The sequence below is a fragment of the Kocuria marina genome (genome assembly GCA_014652975.1).
Lineage (GTDB): Bacteria > Actinomycetota > Actinomycetes > Actinomycetales > Micrococcaceae > Kocuria > Kocuria marina.
In genome coordinates this window covers 767574-790953 of sequence record BMZV01000001.1, presented here as the reverse complement: position 1 = coordinate 790953, position 23380 = coordinate 767574, and the positions used below count along the sequence as shown (strand labels likewise).

Sequence of the window (23380 nt, the reverse complement as noted above, 5' to 3'; positions counted from 1 at the left end):
CGGGGCGTTTCGCGCCTCAGATTCACCGCCCCCTGGTGTTCTCCTTCTGCTGCCGCCACGTCAGCCCACCGGTCACCATCACGAGCACCGCCACCAGCAGGAGGGCCCACCCGATGAGACCTCGCCAGGCGACGTCGGTGAACGTGAGGAGAGTCGCCGCCAGCACGGCCAGGAGGGCGCCGGGGAAGTAGAGCCGGGTCCGTCGTGAGGCCTGCGCACTCATGTCTCCACGGTACCGAGGGCCAGGGCACGGGAGCATTGGCCGAACGGGTTGGCGCTTGCCGGAGGACCGGGTCACTCGCTCGTGAGCGCCTTCACGAACACGTCCTGGATATCCTCCGGGGTGCGGGCGACGTGCGAGGAGCCGCCCGTTGCCTCCGCGATCTGCTTCAGGACGTCCGCGTCCGCGTCCTTCGAGATGCCCACGGTGATGACGCGCACGGGGTTGTCCGGGTCCTGCTCGTCCTTGAGCATGGTGAGCAGGTTGTCGAGGGAGATGGAGCCGGGGTCGTGGTTCATGCCGTCGGTCAGGACGATCACCGTGCGCAGATGCCCGGGGGCGTCTTCGTGGAGCACCTCGCGGTAGGCGGCCAGGGTGGTGTCGTACAGGCCGGTGTAGCCGTCCGGGGCGTAGGTCAGGGACTCCACGTCCCGGGAGAGCTGGTCCCGCTGGGTGCCGCCGTCCACCGACGCGGAGAGCTCGCGCACCGGGGTGAGGGAGCGGTAGTCCTTGTCCCCGTCCAGGTGCCGCTGGAAGGTCCACAGGCCGAGGGCGTCGTGCTCGGGGAACAGCCCCACGGCGGTCGCGGCGGCGGCCTTCGTCAGATCCATGCGGGTGGAGCCGTCCTGGTCCACCTTCTCGCCCATGGACCCGGAGGCGTCGATCGCCACGAGTGCGTGGAACGGTTCCGCGAGGTGCTGCCACTGGGCGAGCGCCTGCTGCAGGGCGGCGTCGTCCGCGGTGGGGGCGTCATCGCCGGGGGTGCTCGCCACGAGTTCCGTGTCCGCGTTACGGGAGTGGTAGGCGTCCCACTCCGCGCGAGAAACCACGGTCGCGCTGCGCGGCGGGGCGCCGGAGGCCGCGCCCGCGGCCAGGGCGGGGCTCAGTGGGCTCGGGCTGGCGGTGGTCGCCGCGGTGGAGTGCTTGACGATCTGCTCGAGTCGCTCGTCGGCACTGCGCACGGGCGCGGCGTCGCCCTCCGTGCGCGCACGGAATTTCAGGGCCTCGTCCGTGGCGGCCTTATCCGCGCGCCCGTTCTCGGCCTCGCCCAGCGCACGGGAGACCAGCTCGCGCGTGCCGGCGTCCTCCTGGGGGCGCCCCAGCTCCACGTTGTTGTCCTGCAGCACGGCGGACCAGGTGGTCGCGCTGGTCTTGGCGCGGGCGACGACGACGGGCTCCCCACCCGCCGTACTCGCGTCACCGGACGCGGCGCTCGAGGCCGCGTCCGAGGGTTTCTCGCTCGCGGCGTCGTCCCCGCGCGGGATCAGGAAGACGGCGGCGAGCAGCAGCAGGACGGCCACCAGGCCCAGGGCCAGCCAGGTCAGCAGCGTGCCGCTCGGCCCGCGGCGTTCGGCGCGGTGCGCTCCGCGGTGCCGGTGCGTTCCAGGATCGGTCATCTCGGTGTTCCCCCGTCTCGTGCGTCACGGCCCCTGCGGGCGGTGGTGCACAGCCAGCCCGCTGCCCGCAGTGATGCGGCCGCGGTGCGTCCCCACGCCGTGGTGAGGTGGCACACACGACGTCTTCCCCGGGGACAACATTACGAGGTTTCGACAACGCCGCGGCGGCATGACGCCGTTTGGCGCCGCCGCTGGGGCCGGGCCATCCCCCTGCCCGTGCAGACCACCCGGCCCGACCGCCGGGTCAGCCCAGCACGGCCCGCAGGTACGGTGCAGTGGCGCTGTCCGGGTGCGCCGCGACGTCGGCGGGAGTGCCCGCGACAACCACCCGCCCGCCGTCCGAGCCGGCACCCGGGCCCATGTCGATCACGTGATCCGCCTGGGCAACCACGCGCATGTCCAACTCGGCCATGACCACCGTGTTGCCGGCGTCCGCCAGGCCCTGCAGATGGTTCATGAGCCGGTCGCTGTCCGAGGGATGCAACCCGGCGGTGGGCTCGTCCAGCACGTAGAGGGTGTCCCCGCGCGAGGCCCGCTGCAGCTCGGAGGCGAGCTTGACCCGCTGCGCCTCACCGCCGGAGAGCTCCGTGGCGGGCTGGCCCAGCCGGAGGTAGCCGAGTCCCACGTCCCGCAGCACGCCCAGGGTGTGGTGGATGGCGTCCTCGCCCTCGAAGAACGTGTGCGCCTCGTCCACGCTCATGGCCAGCACATCCGCCACGGAGCGCTCCCGCCACAGCACCTCCAGGGTCTCGGCCTTGTAGCGGGTGCCGTGGCAGTCCGGGCAGGGTGCGTAGATGCTCGGCAGGAACAGCAGCTCCACCATCACGCTGCCCTCGCCCTCGCACGTGGGGCAGCGACCGCCGGCCACGTTGAACGAGAACCGCCCGGCCTTGTAGCCGCGCCGTTTCGCCTCGTCGGTTGCCGCGTAGAGCTTGCGGACGGCGTCGAACAGCCCGGTGTAGGTGGCCACGTTGGAGCGCGGGGTGCGCCCGATGGGCTTCTGGTCGATCACGACGACGCGCCGCACGCTCCCCGGCAGGGAGACGACGTGCCCGCGCACCTCGTCCGCGGCGTCGTCGGCGGTCAGCAGGTCCGCCTCCGGGTCCCCGGTGATCTCCGTGTCCTCCTGGCCGCCGTGGCCCAGCCGCTCGCGCACCAGCACCGGCAGCGCTTGACTGACCAGGCTGGACTTGCCCGAGCCGGAGATGCCGGTGACGGCGGTGAGGCACCCAGCGGGGAGGCTCACGTCCAGGCCGCGCAGGTTGTTGCGCGTGACGCCTTCGAGCTGCAGCCACCCCTGCGGCGTGCGGGGCTCGCGCGCCTCTGCCGACGGCGCATGTTCGGCGAAAAGGTAGCGGCGTGTCGCGGACTCGGGAACGTCCGCGAGACCGCTCGGCTTACCGCTGTAGAGCGCCCGCCCGCCGCGCTCGCCGGCGTCCGGGCCGATGTCCACGAGCCAGTCCGCCTCGTGGATCACGGTCAGGGAGTGCTCCACCACGAACAGGCTGTTGCCGCGGTCCTTGAGTCCGTGCAGGATCCCGATGAGCGCGTCCAGGTCCCGGGGGTGCAGACCTGCGGAGGGTTCGTCCAACACGTAGACCACACCGAAGAGCTGGGACGAGAGCTGGGTGGCCAGCCGTAGCCGCTGCCGCTCACCCCCGGAGAGCGTGGGCGTGGTGCGGTCCAGGGAGAGGTAGCCGAGGCCCAGGTCGATCATGGGCTGCAGCCGCGCTACGAGGTCCGCGGCGAGGCGCTGCGCGGCGGCCCGCTTCTCCACGGAGAGGTTCGGGGTGCGCCGGACGTCCGGGGCGGCGTCGTGCGAGGCACCTCCCTCCGCGACCCGCGAGGCGGTGGAGGCGGCGCGGGCCTCGGCGTCGAGCATGTGGTCCTCCAGGTGCTGGGCCTCACCCGGGGTCCAGTCCTCCGCGGTCACCGAGCGCGCGATCTCCGCCACGCGTGCGAGCGGCAGGTGCGAGAACTCCGCGATGTCCAGGCCCTCGAACGTCACGGACAGGGACTCGTGCTTGATCTTCTTGCCGTGGCACTCCGGGCACAGTTCGCTCGTGAGGTACTGGGCCGCGCGCTTCTTGGTGCTCGGGCTCTTCGCGTTGGCGAAGGTGTCCAGCACGTAGCGCCGCGCCCCGATGAACGTGCCCTGGTACGTGGCCTCCGCACCTTCCTCCTGGGCCTTGCGCGTCTGGTTCGGGGTGAGCCCGCGGTACACGCCCACCGTGGGACGGTCCTCGGTGTAGAGGATCCAGTCCCGGTCCTTCTTCGGCAGGTCCTTCCAGGGTGTGTCCACGTCGTAGCCCAGGGAGACCAGGATGTCCCGCTGGTTCTGCCCCGCCCACGCCACGGGCCAGGAGGCGACAGCGCGCTCGCGGATGGTCAGCGACGGGTCCGGGACCATGGTGTCCTCGGTGACCTCGTAGACCCGCCCGATCCCGTGGCAGGTGGGGCAGGCGCCCTGCACGGTGTTCGCGGAGAAGTCCTCCGCGTAGAGCATGGCCTGTTCCGGCGGGTACCAGCCGGCGCGGGAGTACAGCATCCGGACCAGGCTCGACAGCGTGGTCACCGTGGCCACGTCCGAGCGCGCTCCACCCCCGCCGCGCTGCTGCTGGAGCGCGACGGCGGGCGGCAGCCCCTCAATCACGTCAACGTCCGGGACACCCGCCTGGTCGATCAGCCGGCGCGCGTACGGCGCCACGGACTCCAGGTAGCGTCGCTGCGACTCCGCGAACAGCGTGCCGAAGGCGAGGGACGACTTCCCCGAGCCGGACACCCCCGTGAACACCACGATGGAGTCCCGGGGCAGGTCCAGGGAGACGTCCCGGAGGTTGTTCTGGCGCGCGCCGCGCACCACCACGCCGTGCTGCCAGGATGCGGTGCCGTTCTGTTCAGTAGTCACCTAGTCCACGCTACCCGGGGGTTCCGTCAGGCGGAGCGGGCCTGCCCTTCGGCGGTGTCCGGCATGGGGGACAACCAGCCATACAGCGTCGTCAACACCGTCGACATCCCCGCGGGCGCCGCATGACCGCCCATCACCACGGGGCGCGGTCGAGTGCTGCTCGAACGCCCCGCAGAGCGACCCGGACCGGGGCCGCGCTCGCCCCGATTGAGCACCATGGGAAGGACGTGGACTTCGAGCGCACGGGTACTCTCAACCTGGCCGTGGAACCTCACCGGGTGCGGTGGCTGAACGAGCCTACTGCCGAGGACGGTTCCAGCGTCTTCCTGGATGAGCGCGGTGCGTGGGCAGGTCCACTCCCCACGTACCTTGCCGGGCGGTGGAGGAAGCGGGCGTGTGCCATGGTCCACCCCGCCACACTGGCCCGGGTGGTCATGGAGCTGGGTGGCGGGATCCACGAATACAGCCGCGTGACCGAGCTGGACACCTCGGGTGACGGCGTGGTGGCCCGCACCGACGCCGGGCTCGTGGGGGCGCCTCGTGCCGTGCTGGCCACCAACGTGTTCCCGTCCCTGCTCGAGCGCGACAGGCTCAAGACCGTCCCGGTCTCCGACTACGCGCTGATGACCGAGCCGCTCACCGACGGGCAGCTGGACTCGATCGGGTGGCGCAACAGGCAGGGCCTGGCGGATCTGGCCAACCTACCGGCCCGGCGGGGGTCGGCGGTCCTGAAGCGGTCAGAACAGGAGCACCAGCACCACGATGACCGCCACGATCACTGCGAACACGATGGCCCAGTTGCGGGCCACGTGGCGGTCCTCGGCCCGGGTCTGCTCGCTGTCCGGGTCCCGGTCCGCGTACCGGTCGCTGCCCACGCCGTAGTACAGCTCGTTGGTGGACGGTTCGCGCGGGGGCACCGGCGGTCCGTGGCGGTCGGGCGAGCCCGAGGGACCGGCCGGGTGGGCGGCGTCGTTCCCGTCCTGGGACTCGCCGCCGGTGGGACGTCCCGAGAGGCTGCCCGGCTCCCAGGTCTGCCGCGGTGCGTTGGCGCCGGGGCCCGCGATCGAGTCGCGCACGGGCACACCCTCGCCCGGGTAGCGATGTCCGGGCCGGGAGGGCTCGTCCAGCTCGTCCTCACCCAGCATCTCGGAGGCCGGGATGCCGGTGGTCGTGACTGCGGGGCCCTGCGAGCCGACGGGACCCTGCGGCGTCGGCATCGAACCGGGCGCGGACGACGCCGCCGCTCCGCCGTCCCGGGGGTTGTCCGCCGCCGCGCGCAGCACTTCCGAGAAACGGACCAGTGGCTCCCGCTGCGCGGGTGCTGCGTCGTGGGCAACCTGGTCCGCGCGATCCGCGACGGAACGCAGCACTGCAGTGTCGGACAGCCCGAGATCCCGGGCCGCCATGGCGAGTTCGAGGGGCGGGTGAGAAGGGTCCGCGGTGGTGGCCCACTCCAGCAGGCCGGTGCGGACGGGGGAGGACAGGGATTCCCGCAGGGCGGGCTGGAGCGCCGGGACGTCCGCGAGCGCGAGCAGTTCGGACGGCGGGGTGCTGCCGTAGCCGTGGGCGGCCTGGTCCAGCGGGCCGCGGTGGCCGAAGAGGGCGGCGAGCATGGCGGCCGCCGCGTACCGGTCCTCCACGGTGCGCACGTCTGAAACGCGGCGCATCAGTTCCGCCTGGGCAGGGGAACCCGCCTGGCGGACCGTGTCCAGCAGTGCAGGGTCCGCGCGCACCAGCCGCGCCGGTTCCTGCAGGGCCCGGGCGAGCTCCGGATCCAGTGAGTCACTCATGACGTCCGCCTTTCTCAGTCGTGGGGAAAGCCTACGGGAGGTCGAGGGCGCGGTGCGGGGCTAGGGTGATCGACTGTGACCCGCACCCCATCCGCGCCGACGCGCAAGGCCCCCGGAATCCTGCTGGTGGTGCTCATGGCCGCAATGGCCGCCGGGCCGGTGTTCAACTACGGGGTGGGTGCGCTGAGCGCCACCATCGTGGAGAGCTACGGGATCACCGAGGGGCAGTATGGGTTCATCATCACGGCGGTGTTCGTGGTAGCGGGTCTCGCGGCGCCGCTGCTGGGAGTGCTCGCGGACCGCATTGACACCCGCGTGCAGCTCACCCTGATCTTCGGGGGTGTGCTGGTGGCGTTCCTGCTCAGCGCCACGTGGCAGTCCTACGCCATGCTGCTGGTCGCGGCCCTGATTGCGGGTCTCGCGCAGTCCTTTTCCAACCCGGTGACCAACCGCATCGTCGCGCAGCGCGTGCCGCTGGCCCAGCGCTCCGCGTGGATGGGGTGGAAGCAGTCCGGGGTGCAAGTGGGTCTGCTGGTCGCGGGCCTCACGTTCCCGGTGGCGGGCGCGGCGTTCGGGTGGCGGGGTGCCGCACTGTTCGGCGCGCTGCTGTGCGCTCCCCTGCTCATCACGGGGTGGACCGTGGTCACCCGGCTGCAGCGCCGCGCCCGAGAGAACACCCCGACGACGCCGCCCGCTCCCTCTCCCGTCGCGCCCTCCGCCGCGGCGTCGTCGGGGGCGCTGCCGCCCGCGGTGTGGCTGCTGACGCTGACGTCCTTCCTCAACGCGGTGGGCACGCAGGGCGTGAACGTGTACGCGTCCCTGTTCGCGGTGCGGGCCATGGGGTACACCGTCACGGTGGCCGGGTTGCTGCTGGGCATGATGGGGGTGATCGGGATCGGAAGCCGGATCGGGTGGGGCCGGGTGACCGGCAGGCTCGGCAGACCCGCACCGCTGATCCAGGTCATGAGCCTGGGCGGGATCGTGGGGCTCGGGCTGCTCGTGCTCGCGGAGACGACGCAGCAGCACTGGCTCATGTGGCTGGGCGTCGCCTTCCACGCCGCGCTGCCGCTGGCCGCAAACGTGGTGATCAACTCGGGAATCGTCGCCGCCGTGTCCGGGGAACGGATCGGTGTGGCGTCCGGACTGGTGGCCACCGGGATGTACCTGGGCTTCGCGCTGGGGCCCGTGGTGGTGGGCCAGCTCGTGGACCTCACGGAGGCGTTCACCGCCGGATGGGCCGCCGTCGCTGGGGCATACGTGCTGTGCTTTGTGGCCGCGCTGGTGCTCGGGCGGGTGCAGGCACGCAGAGCCTGAGATGTGAACGGGGCCCGGGGCGCGCAGCGCTCGCTTGGGCCTGGTCCCCCGGCCCGTTGCTTGTGGGAAACCGCACGGGGAGGCGGCCCTGCCGCGTGCCCCGGCCCCCGCACATGTGGTGCGATGGACCCATGAGCACACCTCGCACGGACCTCTCGCAGACCCTCCGCCGCCTGGATGGCAGCAGTTACAGCGCGTACAAGCAGCTCAAGGGTTTGTGGCGGCTCGGGGAGGTGGAGCTCGTCCTGGACCGCGTGCAGTCGGACCCGTACGCCCCGCCGTCCCTCGCGCGCGTGCGGCTGCCCCTGCGCAGCACGGGGATCCCGAGTGAGCTGATCGCCTCGAAGGACCGACGCGTGGCGGCCGGGGACTTCCTCACCCGGCAGTTCTCCCGTGCCGCCCGTGAGCTGGGCCCGCGCGGTGGCAAGGACTCGGGCGGGATCTCCATCCAGAGCACTGGCCAGGAGATCCTCGAGCGCTCGTCCGTCGTGGTGCCGGACCCCGCGGCCACGGATGCGCACGTGGAGGTGCGCTGCGAGATCGCCCTGCCCGCCGCGGGCCGCCGCATCAGGGGCCATGCCGCGCACCGGCTGCTCACCGAGGTGTTGCCGGGCGTCGTCGAGCGCGCGCTGCGGTACGAGAACCTGGACGCCCGCGCCCTGCAGGCCCACGTGACCTCCCACCTGGACGCCCAGCACCTGCGGAAGCAGCTGCCGCAGCGTGGACTCGTGGCGTTCGTCGCGGACAGCGCCGTGCTGCCGCGCGCCTCCGGGCACCGGGACGAACCGCTGGCCCGGGGCGCCGTCCCGTTCGAGACGCCTCCGGAGCTGCGCGTGGAGCTCGAGCTCGAAGACGGGTCGACCGTGAGCGGCATGGGGATCCCCGAGGGCGTCACGGTGGTCGTGGGTGGCGGCTACCACGGCAAGTCCACGCTGCTGCAGGCCCTGGAGCGCGGGGTCTACAGCCACGTGCCTGGCGACGGCCGCGAACGCGTGGTCACCCTGCCGAGCGCCATGTCCGTGCGCGCGGAGGACGGCCGGGCCGTGAGCAACACGGACGTCTCGCCGTTCATCAACAACCTGCCCACCGGCGCGGACACCCGCGACTTCAGCACGTCCAACGCCTCCGGCTCCACGTCCCAGGCGGCCGCTACTGTGGAGGCCGTCGAGGCGCAGGCGGCGGTGCTCCTGCTGGACGAGGACACGTGCGCCACCAACCTCATGGTGCGGGACGAGCGGATGCGGGCCATGGTTCCGGGCGAACGCGAGCCCATCACCCCGTTCGTGGACCGCGTGGGGGCCCTCTACACGGAGCGTGGGGTGTCTTCGATCCTGGTCACGGGTGGCTCCGGGGCGTTCCTGGACGTCGCGGACCTGGTGATAGCCATGGACGCCTACCGCGCCGTGGATGTCACCGACCGCGCCCGGCAGGTGGTGCGGGACTTCCCGCGCCCCGAGGACATGCGTCCTGCGGCATCCTTCGGGGAGATCCGCCCGCACGTTCCTGGCGGCGCCCCGGAAGCGCCCGGCACGGTCCCGGCCGAACGCGGTGCCACCCCGTCCGGACTAGGTGCCGCGGGGCACGACGTCTCCCGGTCCGGTCCGCGACATGGCGCCGCCCAGCGGGGCGGCAGGGACAAACCCGCTCGCGCTCGCGGTCTCGACACCATCCAGCGGGGCCGCGAGGACGTGGACCTCTCCGCTCTGAGCCAGCTCGTGGACCCTTCGCAGACGGAAGCGATTGCGCGGCTTCTGGAGGAGGTCGAGCGCACGGCCAACGGCCGCACTCCTCTGACCGAGCTGGTGGACGCGGCCCTGGAACGGGTGGTGCGGGACGGACTGGACGCCCTGGCCCACCACAGGGGCCACCCGGGACATCTGGCGCTGCCCCGTGCGCAGGACGTAGTGGCGGCCTACCACCGGGTGCGCCGATGAGGGGCAGCGCGTGACCCGGCAGCGGTGTGCGTCCCCTCGTACGGCTGCTCTCTCGGGGCAGAGTAGGGGCAGAAATCCGCGGCGGTGGAGCACCGGCGGTGCACAGGCCGAGACTCGCGGAGGAGAAGGGGAGGAGAGGCGCGCAGGTGGGGAGCGACGTCGTCCGGGGTTAGTTATCCACCGCGCGGCGAATGTCCTCCAGCGAAGTCAGCTCGCCCGCGTTGATGCGTTCGCGCACCGACTCGTACTGCTCCTGGGAGGACGCGAACGGGATCTCCTGCCCCTGGGCATCCAGCAGGCGGCCGTCCACGAACTGGTCGCCGTCCTGCAGTGCGCCGGCCTCGCGCGGGGAGAGCACCCGCAGCCCCACGGTGTTCATGCCCATGGCCTCGGTGGTGCGCCGGCTGCGGCCCATCTCGTTGAAGAAGAAGTTCATGACCAGCGCGGCCACGGCGGCGGACGAGATACCGGAAGAGAAGATGATGCCCACCCAGTCGGGGAACGCATCGTAGAAGGTGGGGACCACGATCGGGACCATGCCGAAGGACAGGGAGACGGCCACGATGATCAGGTTCATGCCGCCGCGGTAGTCCACGCGGGCCAGCGTGCGGATGCCCGAGGACATCACGGTGCCGAAGAGCACGAAGCCCGCACCGCCCATCACCGGCAGGGGGATGGCGGCGATGACCTGGCCGAGCACGGGCAGCATGCCCAGCAGCACCATGAACACGCCACCCAGGGCCACCACGTAGCGGCTCTTGACCTTGGTGATCGCCACCAGGCCCACGTTCTGCACGAACGCCGTCTGCGTGAAGGAGTTGAACACCGGCGCCACGGCGGAGGACAGCATGTCCGCGCGCAGCCCGTCCGCGATGCGTGCCGAGTTGATGCGCGAGCCCGTGATCTCGGACAGGGCCAGGATGTCAGCGGTGGTCTCCGCCATGTTCACCAGGATCACAATGCCCATGGCCACGATCGCCGCCATGTGGAACGTGGGTGCACCGAAGTGGAAGGGGGAGGGCAGCGCAACCCACGGCCCCTGCCCCACGTGCGAAAAGTCCGCCATGCCGGTGGCCCACGCCACCACGGTGCCCACCACGATCGCCACCAGGATGGCCAGCCGTGACAGCACCGCTCCGCCGAACTTAGACAGTAGCAGCACGGCAAGCAGCGTGACCCCCGCCAGGGCGATGTTGCCCAGCGAGCCGTAGCCGGGTGCCTTCTCGTCCCCGCCCATGGACCACGACGCCGCCACGGGCACCAGGGTGATGCCAATGGTCGTGATGATGGACCCCGTGACCACGGGCGGAAAGAAGCGCAGCACGCGGGCAAAGAAGGGGGCCACCAGGAACCCGAAGGCGGAGGCCACCATGATGGAGCCCATCACCGACTGGATGCCGCCCCCCGAGGCCAGCACGGACAGCATCGTGGCGATCCCGGTGAAGGAGACCCCCTGCACGAGCGGCAGCTGGGAACCGATCCGCGGCAGCCCCCACGCCTGCAGGAACGTGGCGAACCCGCCCACGAACAGGGCGGCGGCCACGAGCAGGGCGGTGGTGGCGGCGTCGTACCCGGCGGCACTGGCCACCACGAGCGGCACGGCGATCAGACCGCCGTACATGGTGAGGATGTGCTGCACGGCGTACGCCACGGTGCGCCCGGCGCCCAGCCGTTCGTCCTCGGGGCGGGACCCCCGCTCGTGGGAAAGGGCGGGTGATGCGCTGCTGGGCATGAGGATCCTCGATCGGGGCAGTCGTGAGGGGACACAGAAAGTGTAGGCGGGCGCGGCGCGTGCAGTGCCCGCCGCGCAAAACCGACTACCCTACGGGAATGGCCTTTCACGCGGACTCCACCGAACTGGACAACAAGGAAATCCTGACCTGGGAGGGGTTCGGGACCGCCACCCGGGAACTCGCCCAGCAGATCGTGGACTCGGAATTCGTCCCAGACATCATCATTGCGGTGGCGCGCGGTGGTCTGCTGCCCGCCGGGGCGCTGTCCTACGCCATGGGCGTGAAGCTCTCTGACGCCGTGAACGTCGAGTTCTACACGGACGTCCACGAGACCCTTCCGGACCCGGTGCTGCTCGCCCCCATGCTGGACACGGACTCCATCAGCGACAAGAAGGTGCTGGTCGTGGACGACGTCGTGGACTCCGGACGCACCCTTTCCCTCGTGTTGGAGCTGCTGCGCGGCTATGGCGCCGAGTGCCGCTCCGCCGTGGTCTACGAGAAGCCCCGCTCGGAGGTCCGTCCGGACTTCTCCTGGAAGTCCACGGACGAGTGGATTGTCTTCCCGTGGTCCGCGCAGGAGCCGGTGACCAAGCAGGGCTGATCCGCCCGTCGGCGCCGCCCCGCGCGCTGCAAAAACTCAGCAGGTGCCGTCTACCGAACAGTAGATGGCACCTGCTCCGTTACAGCACGCGATTGCGGGGGCGGGGCGTGGGGGTCTGGTGCGCGAGGTGCTACTTCTTGACCCGCTCCCACACCAGCCCGGCCGTGGCCTCCGCGATGGCCCGCTCCTCGTCCGTGGCCACCACGAGGACCTCGATTGCGGAGGTCTCCGCACTGATGCGGGCCACGTCCCCCCGGGGGGCCTCGTTGAGCGTGGGGTCCAGGGTGATCCCGAGCGCGCCCAACTGGTCGCACACCAGGGCGCGGAACTTGGGGGAGTTCTCGCCGATGCCCGCCGTGAAGATCAGCGCGTGGGCTCCACCGACTGCCACGTGGTAGCCGCCGATGTACTTCGCCAGGCGGTAGGCGGCCATGTCCAGTGCGAGCTGCGCCCGCCGGTCCCCGGAGCTGGCCCGCTGCGCCACGGCCCGCATGTCCGAGTCCCCGCAGACGCCCTGCAGACCGGACTCGTTGTTGAGGATCCGGTTCATGTCCTGGGCGCTCATCCCGGGGTTGCGCTCCAGCATGGCGGTGACCACGGAGGGGTCCAGGTCCCCGCTGCGGGTGCCCATGACCAGTCCGGCCAGGGGGGTGTAGCCCATGGAGGTGTCGTAGGAGCGGCCCTCGCGGATGGCGGTGGCCGAGGCGCCGTTGCCCAGGTGGGCCACCACGGTGTTGAACTGCTCCCGCGGGATGCCCAGGAACTCGCAAGCCTTGCCGGTCACGTAGTCGTGCGAGGTGCCGTGGAAACCGTAGCGGCGCATCCCGTGTAGCTCGTACCACTGCTCGGGGACGGCGTAGCGCCAGGCCTTCTCGGGCATCGTGCGGTGGAAGGCGGTGTCGAACACGCACACCTGGGGCATCCCCGGATAGGTCTTCTGGATGGCCCGCAGTCCCAGGGCATGCGCGGGGTTGTGCAGCGGTGCCAGCGGGGCCAGCCGCTCGATCGCCCGGATGATCTCGTTGTTCACCAACACGGGGGCGGAGAAGCGCTCGCCACCGTGCACCACGCGGTGGCCCGCGGCGTCGATGGTGCGCCCGCCGAGCTCTTCGTCCAGACGCTGGGCGAGGATTTCCAGGGCCTGGGTGTGGTCCTGGATCTCCGACGTGCCGATGTTCTCGATCAGCCCCTTGGTGATCACCTCGCCGCCGGTCATTCCCGCCGTGGCCGTGGCGAGGGGGACGTTCTCGTCGATCGCGGGCATGGAGGAAGTGTAGGCCTGCGGTTCCCCGTCCGCCGGTTCGACCTCCCGCACCTGGTACTTGATGGAGGACGAGCCGCAGTTGACGACCAGTACGAGCATGGTGGTTTCCCTTCGGCGGCGCGCGGGCCGCGGTTGCCAGTGGCGGAGTTCGGGGTTGACGACGCCGCTGCGTCACCAACGCGGGCACGGCGACCCCGCGCGCGGGGCCGCCGTGTCGTCACAGCGTTTGTGCTTGGATCGCGGTGATTGCGACCGTGTTGACGACGTCGTCCACGGTGCACCCGCGCGAGAGGTCGTTCACGGGTTTGCGCAGTCCCTGGAGCACGGGCCCCACGGCCACCGCGCCCGCCGACTGCTGTACGGCCTTGTACGTGTTGTTGCCCGTGTTCAGGTCCGGGAACACGAACACGGTGGCCTGTCCGGCCACGTTCGACCCCGGGAGCTTGGACTTGGCGATCGAGGCATCCACGGCGGCGTCGTACTGGATGGGCCCCTCGACCTCGAAATCGGGGTGGGCCTCGCGCACGAGGTCGGTCGCGGCGCGTACGCGCTCCACGTCCTCCCCGGAACCGGACCCGCCGGTGGAGTAGGAGAGCATGGCCACGCGCGGCTCCACTCCGAACTCCCGGGCGGTCTGGGCGGAGGCGAGGGCGATGTCCGCGAGGGCCTGCTCGTCCGGGTTTGGGTTCACGGCGCAGTCGCCGTAGACCAGCACGCGGTCCGCGAGCAGCATGAAGAACACGGAGGAGACGATGTGTACGCCCTCGCGGGTCTTCACGAATTCCAGGGCGGGGCGGATGGTGTTGGCGGTCGTGTGGGCCGCTCCGGAGACCATTCCGTCCACGTCCCCCATCTGCACCATCATGGTCCCGAAGTAGGAACCGTCGGTCATCCGTTCGAGGGCCTGTTCCTTGCTCACACCCTTGTGGGAGCGCAGTTTCACGTACTCGTCGGCGTATTTCTCGCGCAGTGCGGCGTCGTGCTGAAAGTCGACGACGTGCAGACCCTCGGCGTCGAAGTCGAGATCGATGCCCTCCGACTGTGCGAGCGCCCGAACGCTCTCGGGTTCGCCCAGCACGGTGAGGTCGCAGAAGTTGCGGCGGTGGATCATCTCCGCGGCGCGCAGGATGCGGGGGTCGTCACCCTCGGGCAGCACGATGTGCTTGCGGTCCGCGCGCGCGGATTCCACGAGCTCGTGGAGGAAACGCAGCGGCGTGCGCTTGACGGGTCGCGGCAGGGAGAGCCGGTCGGAGAGTTCGTCGCTGTCCACGTACTCGGCCCACGCGCCGCGCGCGGCGGCGATCTTGCGGGAGTGGGCGCCGGCCAGGGTACCGCGCGTGGTGCCCACGGCCTCCGCGGTGGAGAACGTGTCCTGGTCTGTGGTCAGCACGGGGAACGGCGCCGCGGCCAGCAAGGACGCGACCGCGCCCTCGGGGTGGAACCCGCCCGTGAGCAACATTCCCGCGGGCACGGGCAGGGTCGAGGCGAACGACGACGCCAGGGTCGCCGAGACCACGTCCGTCCGGTCCCCGGGGGTGATCACCAGGTCCCCGTCCGCGATCTGGTCCAGGAAGTTCCCGGCGGTCATCGCGGCCACCTTCACGGCCTTGATGTCGCGGTCCAGGGACGTGGAGTTGAAGTCCGTGCCGTAGCCCTGGGCATCCACGAGCTCGGCGACGGTGGGGTTCGAGATCGCGGGGATCTCCGGGATCACGTACGCGGGGAGGTTGTGGTTGCCGGGCTTGGCCTCCCGGCGGATCTGCTCCGCCTGCTCCGGGTCCGCGCGGTTGACGATCACGGCGTAGATGTCGCACCCGGCCTGGCGCAGCTCGGTGCGGGTCACGTCGATCGCGTTGAGCACGTCCTTCACACGTCCGGACTCGTGGGCTCCGATCACCGCGGCCACGGAGCAGCCCATGTTGTTGGCCAGGCGGGCGTTGAGGTCGAACTCGGCGGTGACAGCGTTGTGGGCCAGCAGGTCGGTGCCGTCCACGACGATCACATCGCACTCCAGCGCCATCTCGGAGTACACGGCCATGGCGGCGGAGTCGAGGTCGTCGTGCTCACCGGAGGCGAGGATCTCGCGGCAGCGCTCCAGAGACACCGCGCCCCGGCACCGGGAGTCCGGGAGGTCGAAGGTGCGCTTCATGAGCTGCAGGACGGAGTCGTCTTCCGGTGCCGCGCCGTCGAAGACCGGACGGAAGAAACCCAGGGCGTCCGTGCGCTTGAACATGGTGTCCGCGAGGCCCAGTGCCACCAGCGTCTTGCCGCTCCGCGGTGTCATGGCGGAAATGTAGATGCCCTGCGTCATGGAACGAGCTCCCTCACGGTCGACCGGCTATACGTCCCAGTCTAGGGAACCCGCCTCCGACCACGAGTCGCTCCATCGGGACGGTTTCGTACTACAATCTTGTAGTACGAATTGATGGAGCGAGGCATGATGCGTGTCCATGTGCATCCCAGGACCATGGCGCGGCATCCCGACATCACGGCGGCAGATGTGATTCAGGCGTTCGAGGGCACGTTGCGGTCCCGGGCGCGCGAGACTCACCCGGTGCAGTGGGTGGGCGTCGGGACCGATGCCAGTGGGCGGTTGTTGGAGTTCATCACGGTCGAGGACGAGCCTGACGGATGGCTGGTGTTCCACGCCATGGCTGCGACCAAGAGAGTTCTCATCGAGGTAGGGCTGAGGAGGTAGGCACATGAGCAGGTATAGCGATGTGAACGGTACTCCGTTCACGGACGAAGACATCGAACAGTGGGCCGCCGAAGCGGAATCCGAGCAGGGGTACACGGGTGGACATGTCGGTCCCTCGGTGCCCGGACGTCCCATCAGTGTGGGCGCTCAGGCGCGTCCTTTCACGCTCCGTCTGGACGCCGCGCGGCGCGCGAAGTTGGATGAGGCGGCGCGGGAGCGGCACACCACGCCTTCCCAGCTGATGCGCGAACTCATCGACGCGCTCTGACGACACGGGTCCGGGAAACTGGACGCAGTGCACTATTGGTTCAGATGCTCTCGGCAGCCTACGGGCGGGCAATCGTTTCGCACAGTTCCGCCGCTCGTTCGGCACCGCCTGCGCGGTCCATGGCGTGCGCCACTCTCCTCGCGGCTGCCCGAAAAGTGGGATCCGTCAGCAGTGTGCCAACCCTGCGTTTCATGACGCCAGGGGCGGCCTCCTTCACCTGAAGCCGCAAACCCGGGCCACTGTTCACCATATTCCCGGCGCCCACCCACTTCTCAGTGGACGGCGGCACCGCGAGCACGGGGACTCCGTGCGACAACGCGGCCATCATGCCCCCGTATCCGACATTGGTTACGAACAGGTCGGTAACGGGGGAACAACAGGTCTTGCGGCACCCACTCCGCAGCGATGACCGAATCCGGAAGACGCTCGGCCCAGTGGCGGCCGCCGACCACGATTTGCATCGGCTCGTCCGCAAGGGCCTCAACCGTGCGCCCCACCAAAGATCCTCGATCTCGGCCCAACGTGCCTTCGCTCACGTGAATGACGGGGCGACTCGGATCGAGGGCATCCGACCACGCCGGATGAACCTCAGCACCCCGTGTACCTGCCGCGAGATCACCCATGAAGTGCACGTGGGTGGGTAGATCCGGCCGCGGCGGTTCGAACGCTGGAACGCCTTGAGCGATGACGAGTTGCGGTGACCGTGCGCCGTGAAGCCCACGGCGTGTCGTGGGCTCCAGCCCCACCGCCGTTCTCGCCCGGTTGTGAAGCGATCGGAACTGGGCAGCGAGCGTGTGCTCCCACAGGGCTCGCACTACGGCATCGCGTGTGCGGCCGACTACGGTGCGCCCCGGCTTGAAGGGGGTCCCCGGAGGGGGTGCTTGCTGGGCAAACCGAGCAGCGACAACGAAACCGTCGCATACGAAACGCCGCGTAGTTCGTGGAACGACTCCGCGCCGAAACACGTACCTTCCGCGACCACGGCATCGAATGGCATTTTTTCATGCGCGTCGAGCATGTCCTGCACCTGGCCCGGGGCCGTGCCGACGAACAGTTCGCGAAAATCCGTGAGCATCACGGAGGGGCCCGATGCCCTGGCCATGGCGGGGAACGTGGCTTCCGGGTCGGTGTCGTCGAAATCCTGTGCGGCGTAAGAAGGCAGGAATCGTGCCCCCGCGGCCAAGACCGTGGCCTCATATTTCCTGCCGGAGTACACGACTACGTCATACCCCCGGCGCAGGAGGCCCTTGGCCAACCCCAGCATGGGGAAGACGTGGCCCGCGAACGGGGTGATGGCCAGCAGGAACCGGGACATGTGCTTTTCTTGACGGGTGAGGCTGGGCACCATCTTCTCACCGCTCTCGAATGGCCAGGGGAGTGCTCGCGCCGCGGCACTACTTCGGAAGAAGGTCCTCACGCGGTGCTGCACGCGCTCTGTCACCCGCGACGGATCGGTGCGAGACTGGGTCCATGTTGGTTGCCTTCTCAGTTTCTCCCAGCGGCGGGGACAACCCGGACGCCTCCGTCCACGACGCAGTGGCCGCGGCGGTGCACGTGGTGCGCGAGTCCGGGCTACCCAACCGCACCGATTCCATGTTCACCACGATCGAGGGCGAGTGGGACGAGTGCATGGCTGTGGTCAAGGAAGCCACGGCCGCGGTGGCCGAGTACGGTCCGCGCGTGTCCCTGGTGCTCAAGGCGGACATCCGCCCCGGTCACACCGGTGAGCTCGCGGGCAAGGTGGAGCGCCTCGAGTCCGCCCTGCACACTCACGAGCTCGGCAGGTCCCAGGAGCGGCGCGGGATCACGACCGGTGACAACTAGAGGCCTCCCCGCCCGGCGAGCACCCAGGGGTGCGCGCACGGGTGAGCAGGAACGGGTGAGCGCGCGGGTGACGTCACACAGGTGAGCAGGAAGAACCGGAAGAAGAGCGCGGACGCGATCGGTGCGTCGTCGGACGCCCCGGGGCTCGTGGGGCGCACCTGGATCACGGACACCGGCACCGTGGAGCTGCAGCGGGATCCCTACGTGCCGGGAGCGTGGTTGCTGCGCGTGAACGGGGTGCCGTCCTCGCACATCGTCCCGGACCGCCCGGACCAGCTCGAGTTCGAGTACATGCGCTGGTTCTCCACCGTGATCGAGGAGCACGTGAGCACGCATCTGAACCCCACCTCGCTGCGGGTCCTGCACCTGGGCGGGGGCGCGTGTTCCATGGCCCGCTACCTCGCGTGGCGCTACCCGCAAGCGCGGCAGGTGGTCGTGGAGTTCGACGCCGCTCTCACGCGCCTCGTGCGCGAATGGCTCGATCTGCCCCGCGCACCGCTGCTGCGGATCCGCGCGGGCGAGGCCCGGGAGGTCACGGAGACACTCACGGAGGACTCGCGCGACGTCGTGCTGCGGGACGTCTTCGCGGGGGAGCAGACCCCGGGACACCTGCGCACGGTGGAGTTCACTCGGCACGTGGACCGGGTGCTCTCCCCGGACGGGATCTACGTGCTGAACGTGGGGGACACTCGCAACCTCAAGGGCACGCGCGCGGAGATCGCCGCGTTGCTCGAGGTCTTCGAGCACGTGGCCGCCGTCGCGGATCCCGCGATGCTCAAGGGCCGCCGCTACGGCAACGTGGTGCTCGCAGCCTCCCGCGCCGCCCTGCCCGCGGCCGGTTCCGCCGACGCCGCCGCGCTCGCCAAGGAGCTGCTGGGCGGTTCCCTGCCCGCGCAGTACAAGGACACCGCGTGGTGCCGGGAGTTCGCGGGGGATGCCCAGCCGTGGCACGACAAGCCCGCGGATCCGGTCCCGATGCCCCCACCCGGCAACGGTTCCGAGGCGTGACCCGCCACGGCACCCGCGGGGGCTGAGTGCGGAAGGGCGGGAGCGGCGTCGTCGTCAGGGGACGGGTGACGTCAGCGCGTCCAACCCTCGATGACGCCCATACCGAAGAACAGCACGAAGGCGAGCGCCACCACGTACATGAGTGGGTGCACGTCCTTGGCGCGGCCCTGCACCAGGCGGATGAAGACGTAGGAGACGAAGCCCGCGCCGATGCCGTTGGCGATCGAGTAGGTGAACGGCATGACGGCGAAGGCCAGGAACGAGGGGACGGAGACACCCCAGTCGCTCCAGTCGATGTGCACCACGTTGCGGGCCATCAGGAAGCCCACGACCACCATGGCCGGGGCCACGGCCTCGAAGGGCACCACGTTCACGAGCGGGGTGAGGAACATGGCCGCGAGGAACAGCACGCCGGTGACCACGTTGGCAAGACCGGTGCGGGCGCCCTCGGCGATACCCGTGGAGGACTCCACGAAGATCTGGTTCGAGGACACGGAACCGGTACCGCCGGCCACCGCGCCCAGCGCGTCCACGAGCAGCACGCGGTCCACGCGTTCGATCCGTCCGTTCGCGTCCACGAGACCCGCCTGTTGGGACAGGCCCACCATGGTGCCCATCGCATCGAAGAAGATGGAGAGCAGGATCGTGAAGATCAACAGGGCGCACGCGATGACCCCGAGCTGACGGAACGCGTCGATGGGCGCGGCCGCACCGATCAGGGACAGATCCGGTAGGGCGAACAGACCCTCGGGGTTGGCGGGTACCACCAGCGACCAGCCGTGAGGGTTCTCGGTCGCGGACCCCGCGGGGGAGACCGCTTCCAACACGTGCGCCAGGATGGTAGTGAGCACCACGGAGATCAGGATCCCGCCCTTGACGTTGCGCACCACGAACGCCACGGTCAGCAACAACCCCACCACGAACGTGAGCGTGGGCCAGCCGAACAGCTGACCGCCGTTGCCCAGTTGCACGGGAACCGTGGTGTGGGCGGCGTCCGGGATCCGCCGCACGAAGCCGGCGTTGACGAAACCGAGCAGTGCGATGAACAGCCCGATCCCCACCACGATCGCGGTCTTGAGGGAGTCCGGCACGGCGTTGAACACGGCGGTGCGGAACCCGGTGAGCACCAGGATCACCATGATCACACCGGCCCAGATGACCAGACCCATGACCTCGGGCCATGTGAGCCCCGGGTTCGTGGCGATCGTCACGGCCAGGAACGCGTTGACGCCCAGACCCGTGGCCATGCCGAACGGGGACTTGGCCCACAACCCCATGAGGATGGTCAGCACGCCAGCCACGAGTGCGGTCATCGCGGCGACACGTTCACCGCCCAGGACGTTGCCCGCGCCGTCCTCGCCGTAACCCAGGACGAGAGGATTGAGCACCACGATGTAGCTCATGGCGATGAACGTGGCCACGCCACCACGGATCTCGCGGCCCACGGTGGAGCCGCGATGGGTGATCGAGAAGTAGCGGTCCAGTCCGCCTCGTGGTTCGGTCCGGGTGGTTGGCGGAGTGCTTGACGACATGGGGATCCTCACGGACGGCTGGGCAGGGAGCACCGACAACGGCGGGGGTGTTTGTGTAGAAATACTACGTCGACGCCGCTCGCACCCTCCGCAGATGCTCGTTCGTCCGCCCGTGTTTAGGCACTAATGAGTTGATGTCACTACCGTGGAGGCAGTCCCCGCAAGCACGTGAGACATGCGTGCGCGTCGAAAGGAATTCCGTGACAACTTCCAACACCCAACGTCCGCTGCGCGTGGCCGTGATCGGCGCAGGCCCGGCCGGCATCTACGCCGCGGACATGCTCACCAAGACCGAGGCGGTCCGTGAGGGTGAGCTCGAGGTCAGCGTGGATCTGTTCGACCGTTACCCCACCCCGTTCGGGCTCATCCGCTACGGCGTGGCCCCGGACCACCCCCGGATCAAGGGCATCATCACGGCGCTGCGTTCCATCCTGGACCGCGGTGACATCCGGTTCTTCGGCAACGTGGAGTACGGCAAGGACATCACCCTCGGGGAGTTCCTGACCCACTACGACGCCGTGATCTTCGCCACGGGTGCGGTCAATGACGCGCCGCTGCAGATCCCCGGCGCGGACCTGGACGGCTCCTACGGCGCCGCCCGTTTCGTGGCGTGGTACGACGGCCACCCCGACTACCCGCGCACGTGGCCGCTCGAGGCCAAGGAGATCGCGGTGATCGGCAACGGCAACGTGGCCCTGGACGTGGCTCGCGTGCTGTCCAAGCACGCCGAGGACATGCTCGTGACCGAGATCCCGGGCAACGTGTACCAAGGGCTGCGCAAGTCCCCGGTCACGGACGTGCACATCTTCGGCCGCCGCGGTCCGGCCCAGATCAAGTTCACGCCGCTCGAACTGCGTGAGCTCGCTAAGTCCCGTGACGTGGACATCGTGGTCTACGACGACGACTTCCAGTTCGACGAGGCCTCCGAGAAGGCCATGACCGAGAACAACCAGATCAAGGTCATGATGAAGACGCTGCAGAAGTGGCGCGAGGACGATTCCCCCAAGACGGCGTCCCGCCGCCTGCACCTGCACTTCCTGCAGACCCCGGACGAGATCCTCGGGGACGAGAACGGCAAGGTCCGCGCGATCCGCATGGAACGCACTCGGCTCAACGGGGACGCCTCCGTGACCGGCACGGGCGAGTACACCGAGTTCCCCGTGCAGGCCGTCTACCACGCGATCGGGTACCTGGGCTCGCCCCTGCCCGAGCTGCCGTTCGATCCCGAACGCGGGGTGATCCTCAACGAGGAGGGCCGCGTGATCGAGGCGGACGGTTCCCCGGTTCCCGGCGTGTACGCCACGGGCTGGATCAAGCGCGGCCCCGTGGGTCTGATCGGGGCCACCAAGTCGGACGCCCTCGAGACCGTGAACCACATCATGGAGGACCGCGCGTCCCTCGCGGATCCGGATCACCCGCAGCTCGAGGCCGTGGTGGAACTGCTCGAGGACAAGGGTGTGCAGTACACCACGTGGGACGGCTGGCTCATGCTGGACGAGTACGAACAGAGCCTGGGGCAGTCCTCCCACGACGCCGAAGGCAACCCCCGCGAGCGCGTCAAGGTCGTGGAGCGGGAGGAGATGGTGGCGGTCTCCCGCGGAGCTGTCCAGCAGTAGCGCCCATCGGGTCGTCCTCCCCTCCCCTGCACGCCCTTGGGTCGACGCCCGCCCAGGCGCGGGGTGGGATCGGTTGTGTGTCCTTGAGTGACGTGACGCGTGAGTCTCAGCTCCGCCAGTCGTAGCGTGGCCTGGACCGAACAGTTACGACAGGAGTGTTTCCCATGGCCCCGATTTCCCTCCACTGGTTCCTCCCCACCGCGTCGGATTCTCGCGGCATCGTGGGCGGAGGCCACGGGGCGAGGATTCAGGCCACGGAGACCCTGCGTGGGCCGCGTCTGCCCTATCTGGTGCAGGTGGCGCAGGCGGCGGAATACAACGGTTTCGAATCCGTGCTCTCGCCCACGGGCCTGTGGTGCCAGGACGCCTGGTTGACCACGGCCGCCATCTCCCAGCACACGGAAAAACTCAAGTTCCTCGTGGCATTGCGTCCCGGAGCCATGTCCCCCACCCTGGCGGCCCAGATGGCGGCCACGTACCAGGACCTCACGGGGGGACGGCTCAACGTCAACGTCGTGGCCGGAGGGGAGTCCACCGAGCAGCGCGCCTTCGGGGACTTCTTGGACAAAGACGGTCGCTACGCTCGGACCGGAGAGTTCCTGGACATCGTGTCCCGTCTGTGGGATCACGAGCCACCCTTCGACTACCGAGGTGAGCACCTCGCCGTGGAGCAGGCCAGGCTGGACTTCCCGCCTGCGCCCCGTCCGCAGGTGTACTTCGGGGGTTCCTCCGCAGCTGCGGCCACCGTGGCTGCGGAACACGCGGATGTCTTCCTCACGTGGGGCGAACCACCGCAACAGGCGAAGGATAAGATCGACCGGATCCGTGAACTCGCCAGGGCACGCGGACGCGGCGTGCGCTTTGGCATCCGTCTGCACACCATTTCGCGGGAGACGTCGGCTCAGGCATGGGCGGTGGCCGAGGGCATGCTCGCGGGCGTGGACGAACGGATGATCCAGGAGCAGCAGGAAGCGCTGCGCCGTTCCGAGTCCGAGGGGCAGCGCCGGATGCTGGATCTGCACGGTGGTTCCGCGACCAAGTTGCAGGTCCACCCCGGCCTGTGGGCAGGAGTGGGCCTACTGCGTGGTGGAGCGGGGACGGCCATGGTGGGGTCCCACCAGGAGGTGGCCGACCTCATGGGGGAGTATGTTGCCGCGGGCATTGACGAGTTCGTGCTCTCCGGATATCCGTGCCTCGAAGAGGCCTACTGGTTCGGGGAAGGCGTCCGTCCCCTCCTCGAAGCCAACGGTCTGCTCTGAGCAGTGCAGGCTCC

19 protein-coding genes are annotated in these 23380 nt (G+C 69.6%); 9 read left to right on the top strand and 10 right to left on the bottom strand.

All coding sequences use genetic code 11. The annotated features are described in order from the left end of the window. Nucleotides 1–22: 22 nt before the first annotated feature. From IE157_RS03700 to IE157_RS03685, 4 genes are all read right to left on the bottom strand, one after another. Nucleotides 23–223, bottom strand: a complete 201-nt coding sequence (locus IE157_RS03700) for a hypothetical protein (protein WP_193519130.1) — start codon at nt 221–223, stop codon at nt 23–25. A gap of 71 nt (nt 224–294) precedes the next feature. Then, on the bottom strand, nt 295–1617 hold the full coding sequence (locus IE157_RS03695) for a VWA domain-containing protein (protein ID WP_193519129.1): 1323 nt from the start codon (nt 1615–1617) through the stop codon (nt 295–297). Between the two features lie 244 nt (nt 1618–1861). Then, nucleotides 1862–4525 carry an excinuclease ABC subunit UvrA gene (locus IE157_RS03690; RefSeq protein ID WP_193519128.1) on the bottom strand — a complete coding sequence of 888 codons (2664 nt, stop codon included), beginning with the start codon at nt 4523–4525 and terminating at the stop codon, nt 1862–1864. 737 nt (nt 4526–5262) lie between these two features. Next, nucleotides 5263–6315: a hypothetical protein gene (locus IE157_RS03685; RefSeq protein ID WP_193519127.1), complete on the bottom strand. Its 1053-nt coding sequence runs from the start codon at nt 6313–6315 to the stop codon at nt 5263–5265. A 75-nt stretch (nt 6316–6390) separates the two neighbouring features. On the opposite strand from IE157_RS03685, the gene IE157_RS03680 reads away from it, so the two are divergent. Then, nucleotides 6391–7629 (top strand): MFS transporter, encoded by a 1239-nt coding sequence (locus IE157_RS03680; RefSeq protein WP_193519126.1) that lies wholly within the window; start codon nt 6391–6393, stop codon nt 7627–7629. A 131-nt stretch (nt 7630–7760) separates the two neighbouring features. After that, nucleotides 7761–9563 carry an ABC-ATPase domain-containing protein gene (locus IE157_RS03675; protein ID WP_193519125.1) on the top strand — a complete coding sequence of 601 codons (1803 nt, stop codon included), beginning with the start codon at nt 7761–7763 and terminating at the stop codon, nt 9561–9563. A 169-nt stretch (nt 9564–9732) separates the two neighbouring features. On the opposite strand, the gene IE157_RS03670 is transcribed toward IE157_RS03675, so the two are convergent. Then, nucleotides 9733–11295, bottom strand: a complete 1563-nt coding sequence (locus IE157_RS03670) for a nucleobase:cation symporter-2 family protein (protein ID WP_193519124.1) — start codon at nt 11293–11295, stop codon at nt 9733–9735. A 98-nt stretch (nt 11296–11393) separates the two neighbouring features. Between IE157_RS03670 and IE157_RS03665 the strand changes: the two genes are divergently transcribed. Then, complete coding sequence (locus tag IE157_RS03665) at nt 11394–11897, top strand: phosphoribosyltransferase (RefSeq protein ID WP_064846448.1); 504 nt, start codon at nt 11394–11396, stop codon at nt 11895–11897. A 130-nt stretch (nt 11898–12027) separates the two neighbouring features. Here the strand turns inward: IE157_RS03665 and IE157_RS03660 are convergent, their stop codons facing one another. Both IE157_RS03660 and pta read right to left on the bottom strand, forming a co-directional pair. Continuing rightward, nucleotides 12028–13260, bottom strand: a complete 1233-nt coding sequence (locus IE157_RS03660) for an acetate/propionate family kinase (RefSeq protein WP_193519123.1) — start codon at nt 13258–13260, stop codon at nt 12028–12030. 118 nt (nt 13261–13378) lie between these two features. Next, nucleotides 13379–15472, bottom strand: coding sequence for a phosphate acetyltransferase (gene pta, locus IE157_RS03655; protein WP_193519122.1), 2094 nt, complete (start codon nt 15470–15472; stop codon nt 13379–13381). A 156-nt stretch (nt 15473–15628) separates the two neighbouring features. Here pta and IE157_RS03650 point away from each other — a divergent pair, with 156 nt between their 5' ends. Then, nucleotides 15629–15859 carry a hypothetical protein gene (locus tag IE157_RS03650; RefSeq protein ID WP_318281289.1) on the top strand — a complete coding sequence of 77 codons (231 nt, stop codon included), beginning with the start codon at nt 15629–15631 and terminating at the stop codon, nt 15857–15859. Between the two features lie 4 nt (nt 15860–15863). Continuing rightward, nucleotides 15864–16127 (top strand): ribbon-helix-helix domain-containing protein, encoded by a 264-nt coding sequence (locus IE157_RS03645; RefSeq protein ID WP_193519121.1) that lies wholly within the window; start codon nt 15864–15866, stop codon nt 16125–16127. Nucleotides 16128–16185: 58 nt separating this feature from the next. On the opposite strand, the gene IE157_RS13060 is transcribed toward IE157_RS03645, so the two are convergent. Further along, on the bottom strand, nt 16186–16602 hold the full coding sequence (locus IE157_RS13060) for a nucleotide disphospho-sugar-binding domain-containing protein (protein ID WP_404820560.1): 417 nt from the start codon (nt 16600–16602) through the stop codon (nt 16186–16188). A 363-nt stretch (nt 16603–16965) separates the two neighbouring features. After that, entirely contained in the window at nt 16966–17442 is a 477-nt protein-coding gene (locus tag IE157_RS03640; RefSeq protein ID WP_193519120.1) for a glycosyltransferase family protein, read from the bottom strand. Nucleotides 17443–17597: 155 nt separating this feature from the next. Here IE157_RS03640 and IE157_RS03635 point away from each other — a divergent pair, with 155 nt between their 5' ends. Together IE157_RS03635 and IE157_RS03630 are read left to right on the top strand one after the other, a co-directional pair. Further along, nucleotides 17598–17951, top strand: a complete 354-nt coding sequence (locus tag IE157_RS03635; RefSeq protein ID WP_193519119.1) for a thiamine-binding protein — start codon at nt 17598–17600, stop codon at nt 17949–17951. Nucleotides 17952–18032: 81 nt separating this feature from the next. Beyond that, nucleotides 18033–18959 carry a spermidine synthase gene (locus IE157_RS03630; RefSeq protein WP_193519118.1) on the top strand — a complete coding sequence of 309 codons (927 nt, stop codon included), beginning with the start codon at nt 18033–18035 and terminating at the stop codon, nt 18957–18959. A 71-nt stretch (nt 18960–19030) separates the two neighbouring features. Here IE157_RS03630 and IE157_RS03625 read toward each other — a convergent pair whose 3' ends face one another. Continuing rightward, complete coding sequence (locus tag IE157_RS03625; RefSeq protein WP_193519117.1) at nt 19031–20491, bottom strand: NCS2 family permease; 1461 nt, start codon at nt 20489–20491, stop codon at nt 19031–19033. A gap of 134 nt (nt 20492–20625) precedes the next feature. Here IE157_RS03625 and IE157_RS03620 point away from each other — a divergent pair, with 134 nt between their 5' ends. Beyond that, nucleotides 20626–22107 (top strand): FAD-dependent oxidoreductase, encoded by a 1482-nt coding sequence (locus tag IE157_RS03620; protein ID WP_404820559.1) that lies wholly within the window; start codon nt 20626–20628, stop codon nt 22105–22107. A 164-nt stretch (nt 22108–22271) separates the two neighbouring features. Continuing rightward, nucleotides 22272–23366 carry an LLM class flavin-dependent oxidoreductase gene (locus IE157_RS03615; RefSeq protein WP_193519115.1) on the top strand — a complete coding sequence of 365 codons (1095 nt, stop codon included), beginning with the start codon at nt 22272–22274 and terminating at the stop codon, nt 23364–23366. Nucleotides 23367–23380 lie beyond the last annotated feature (14 nt).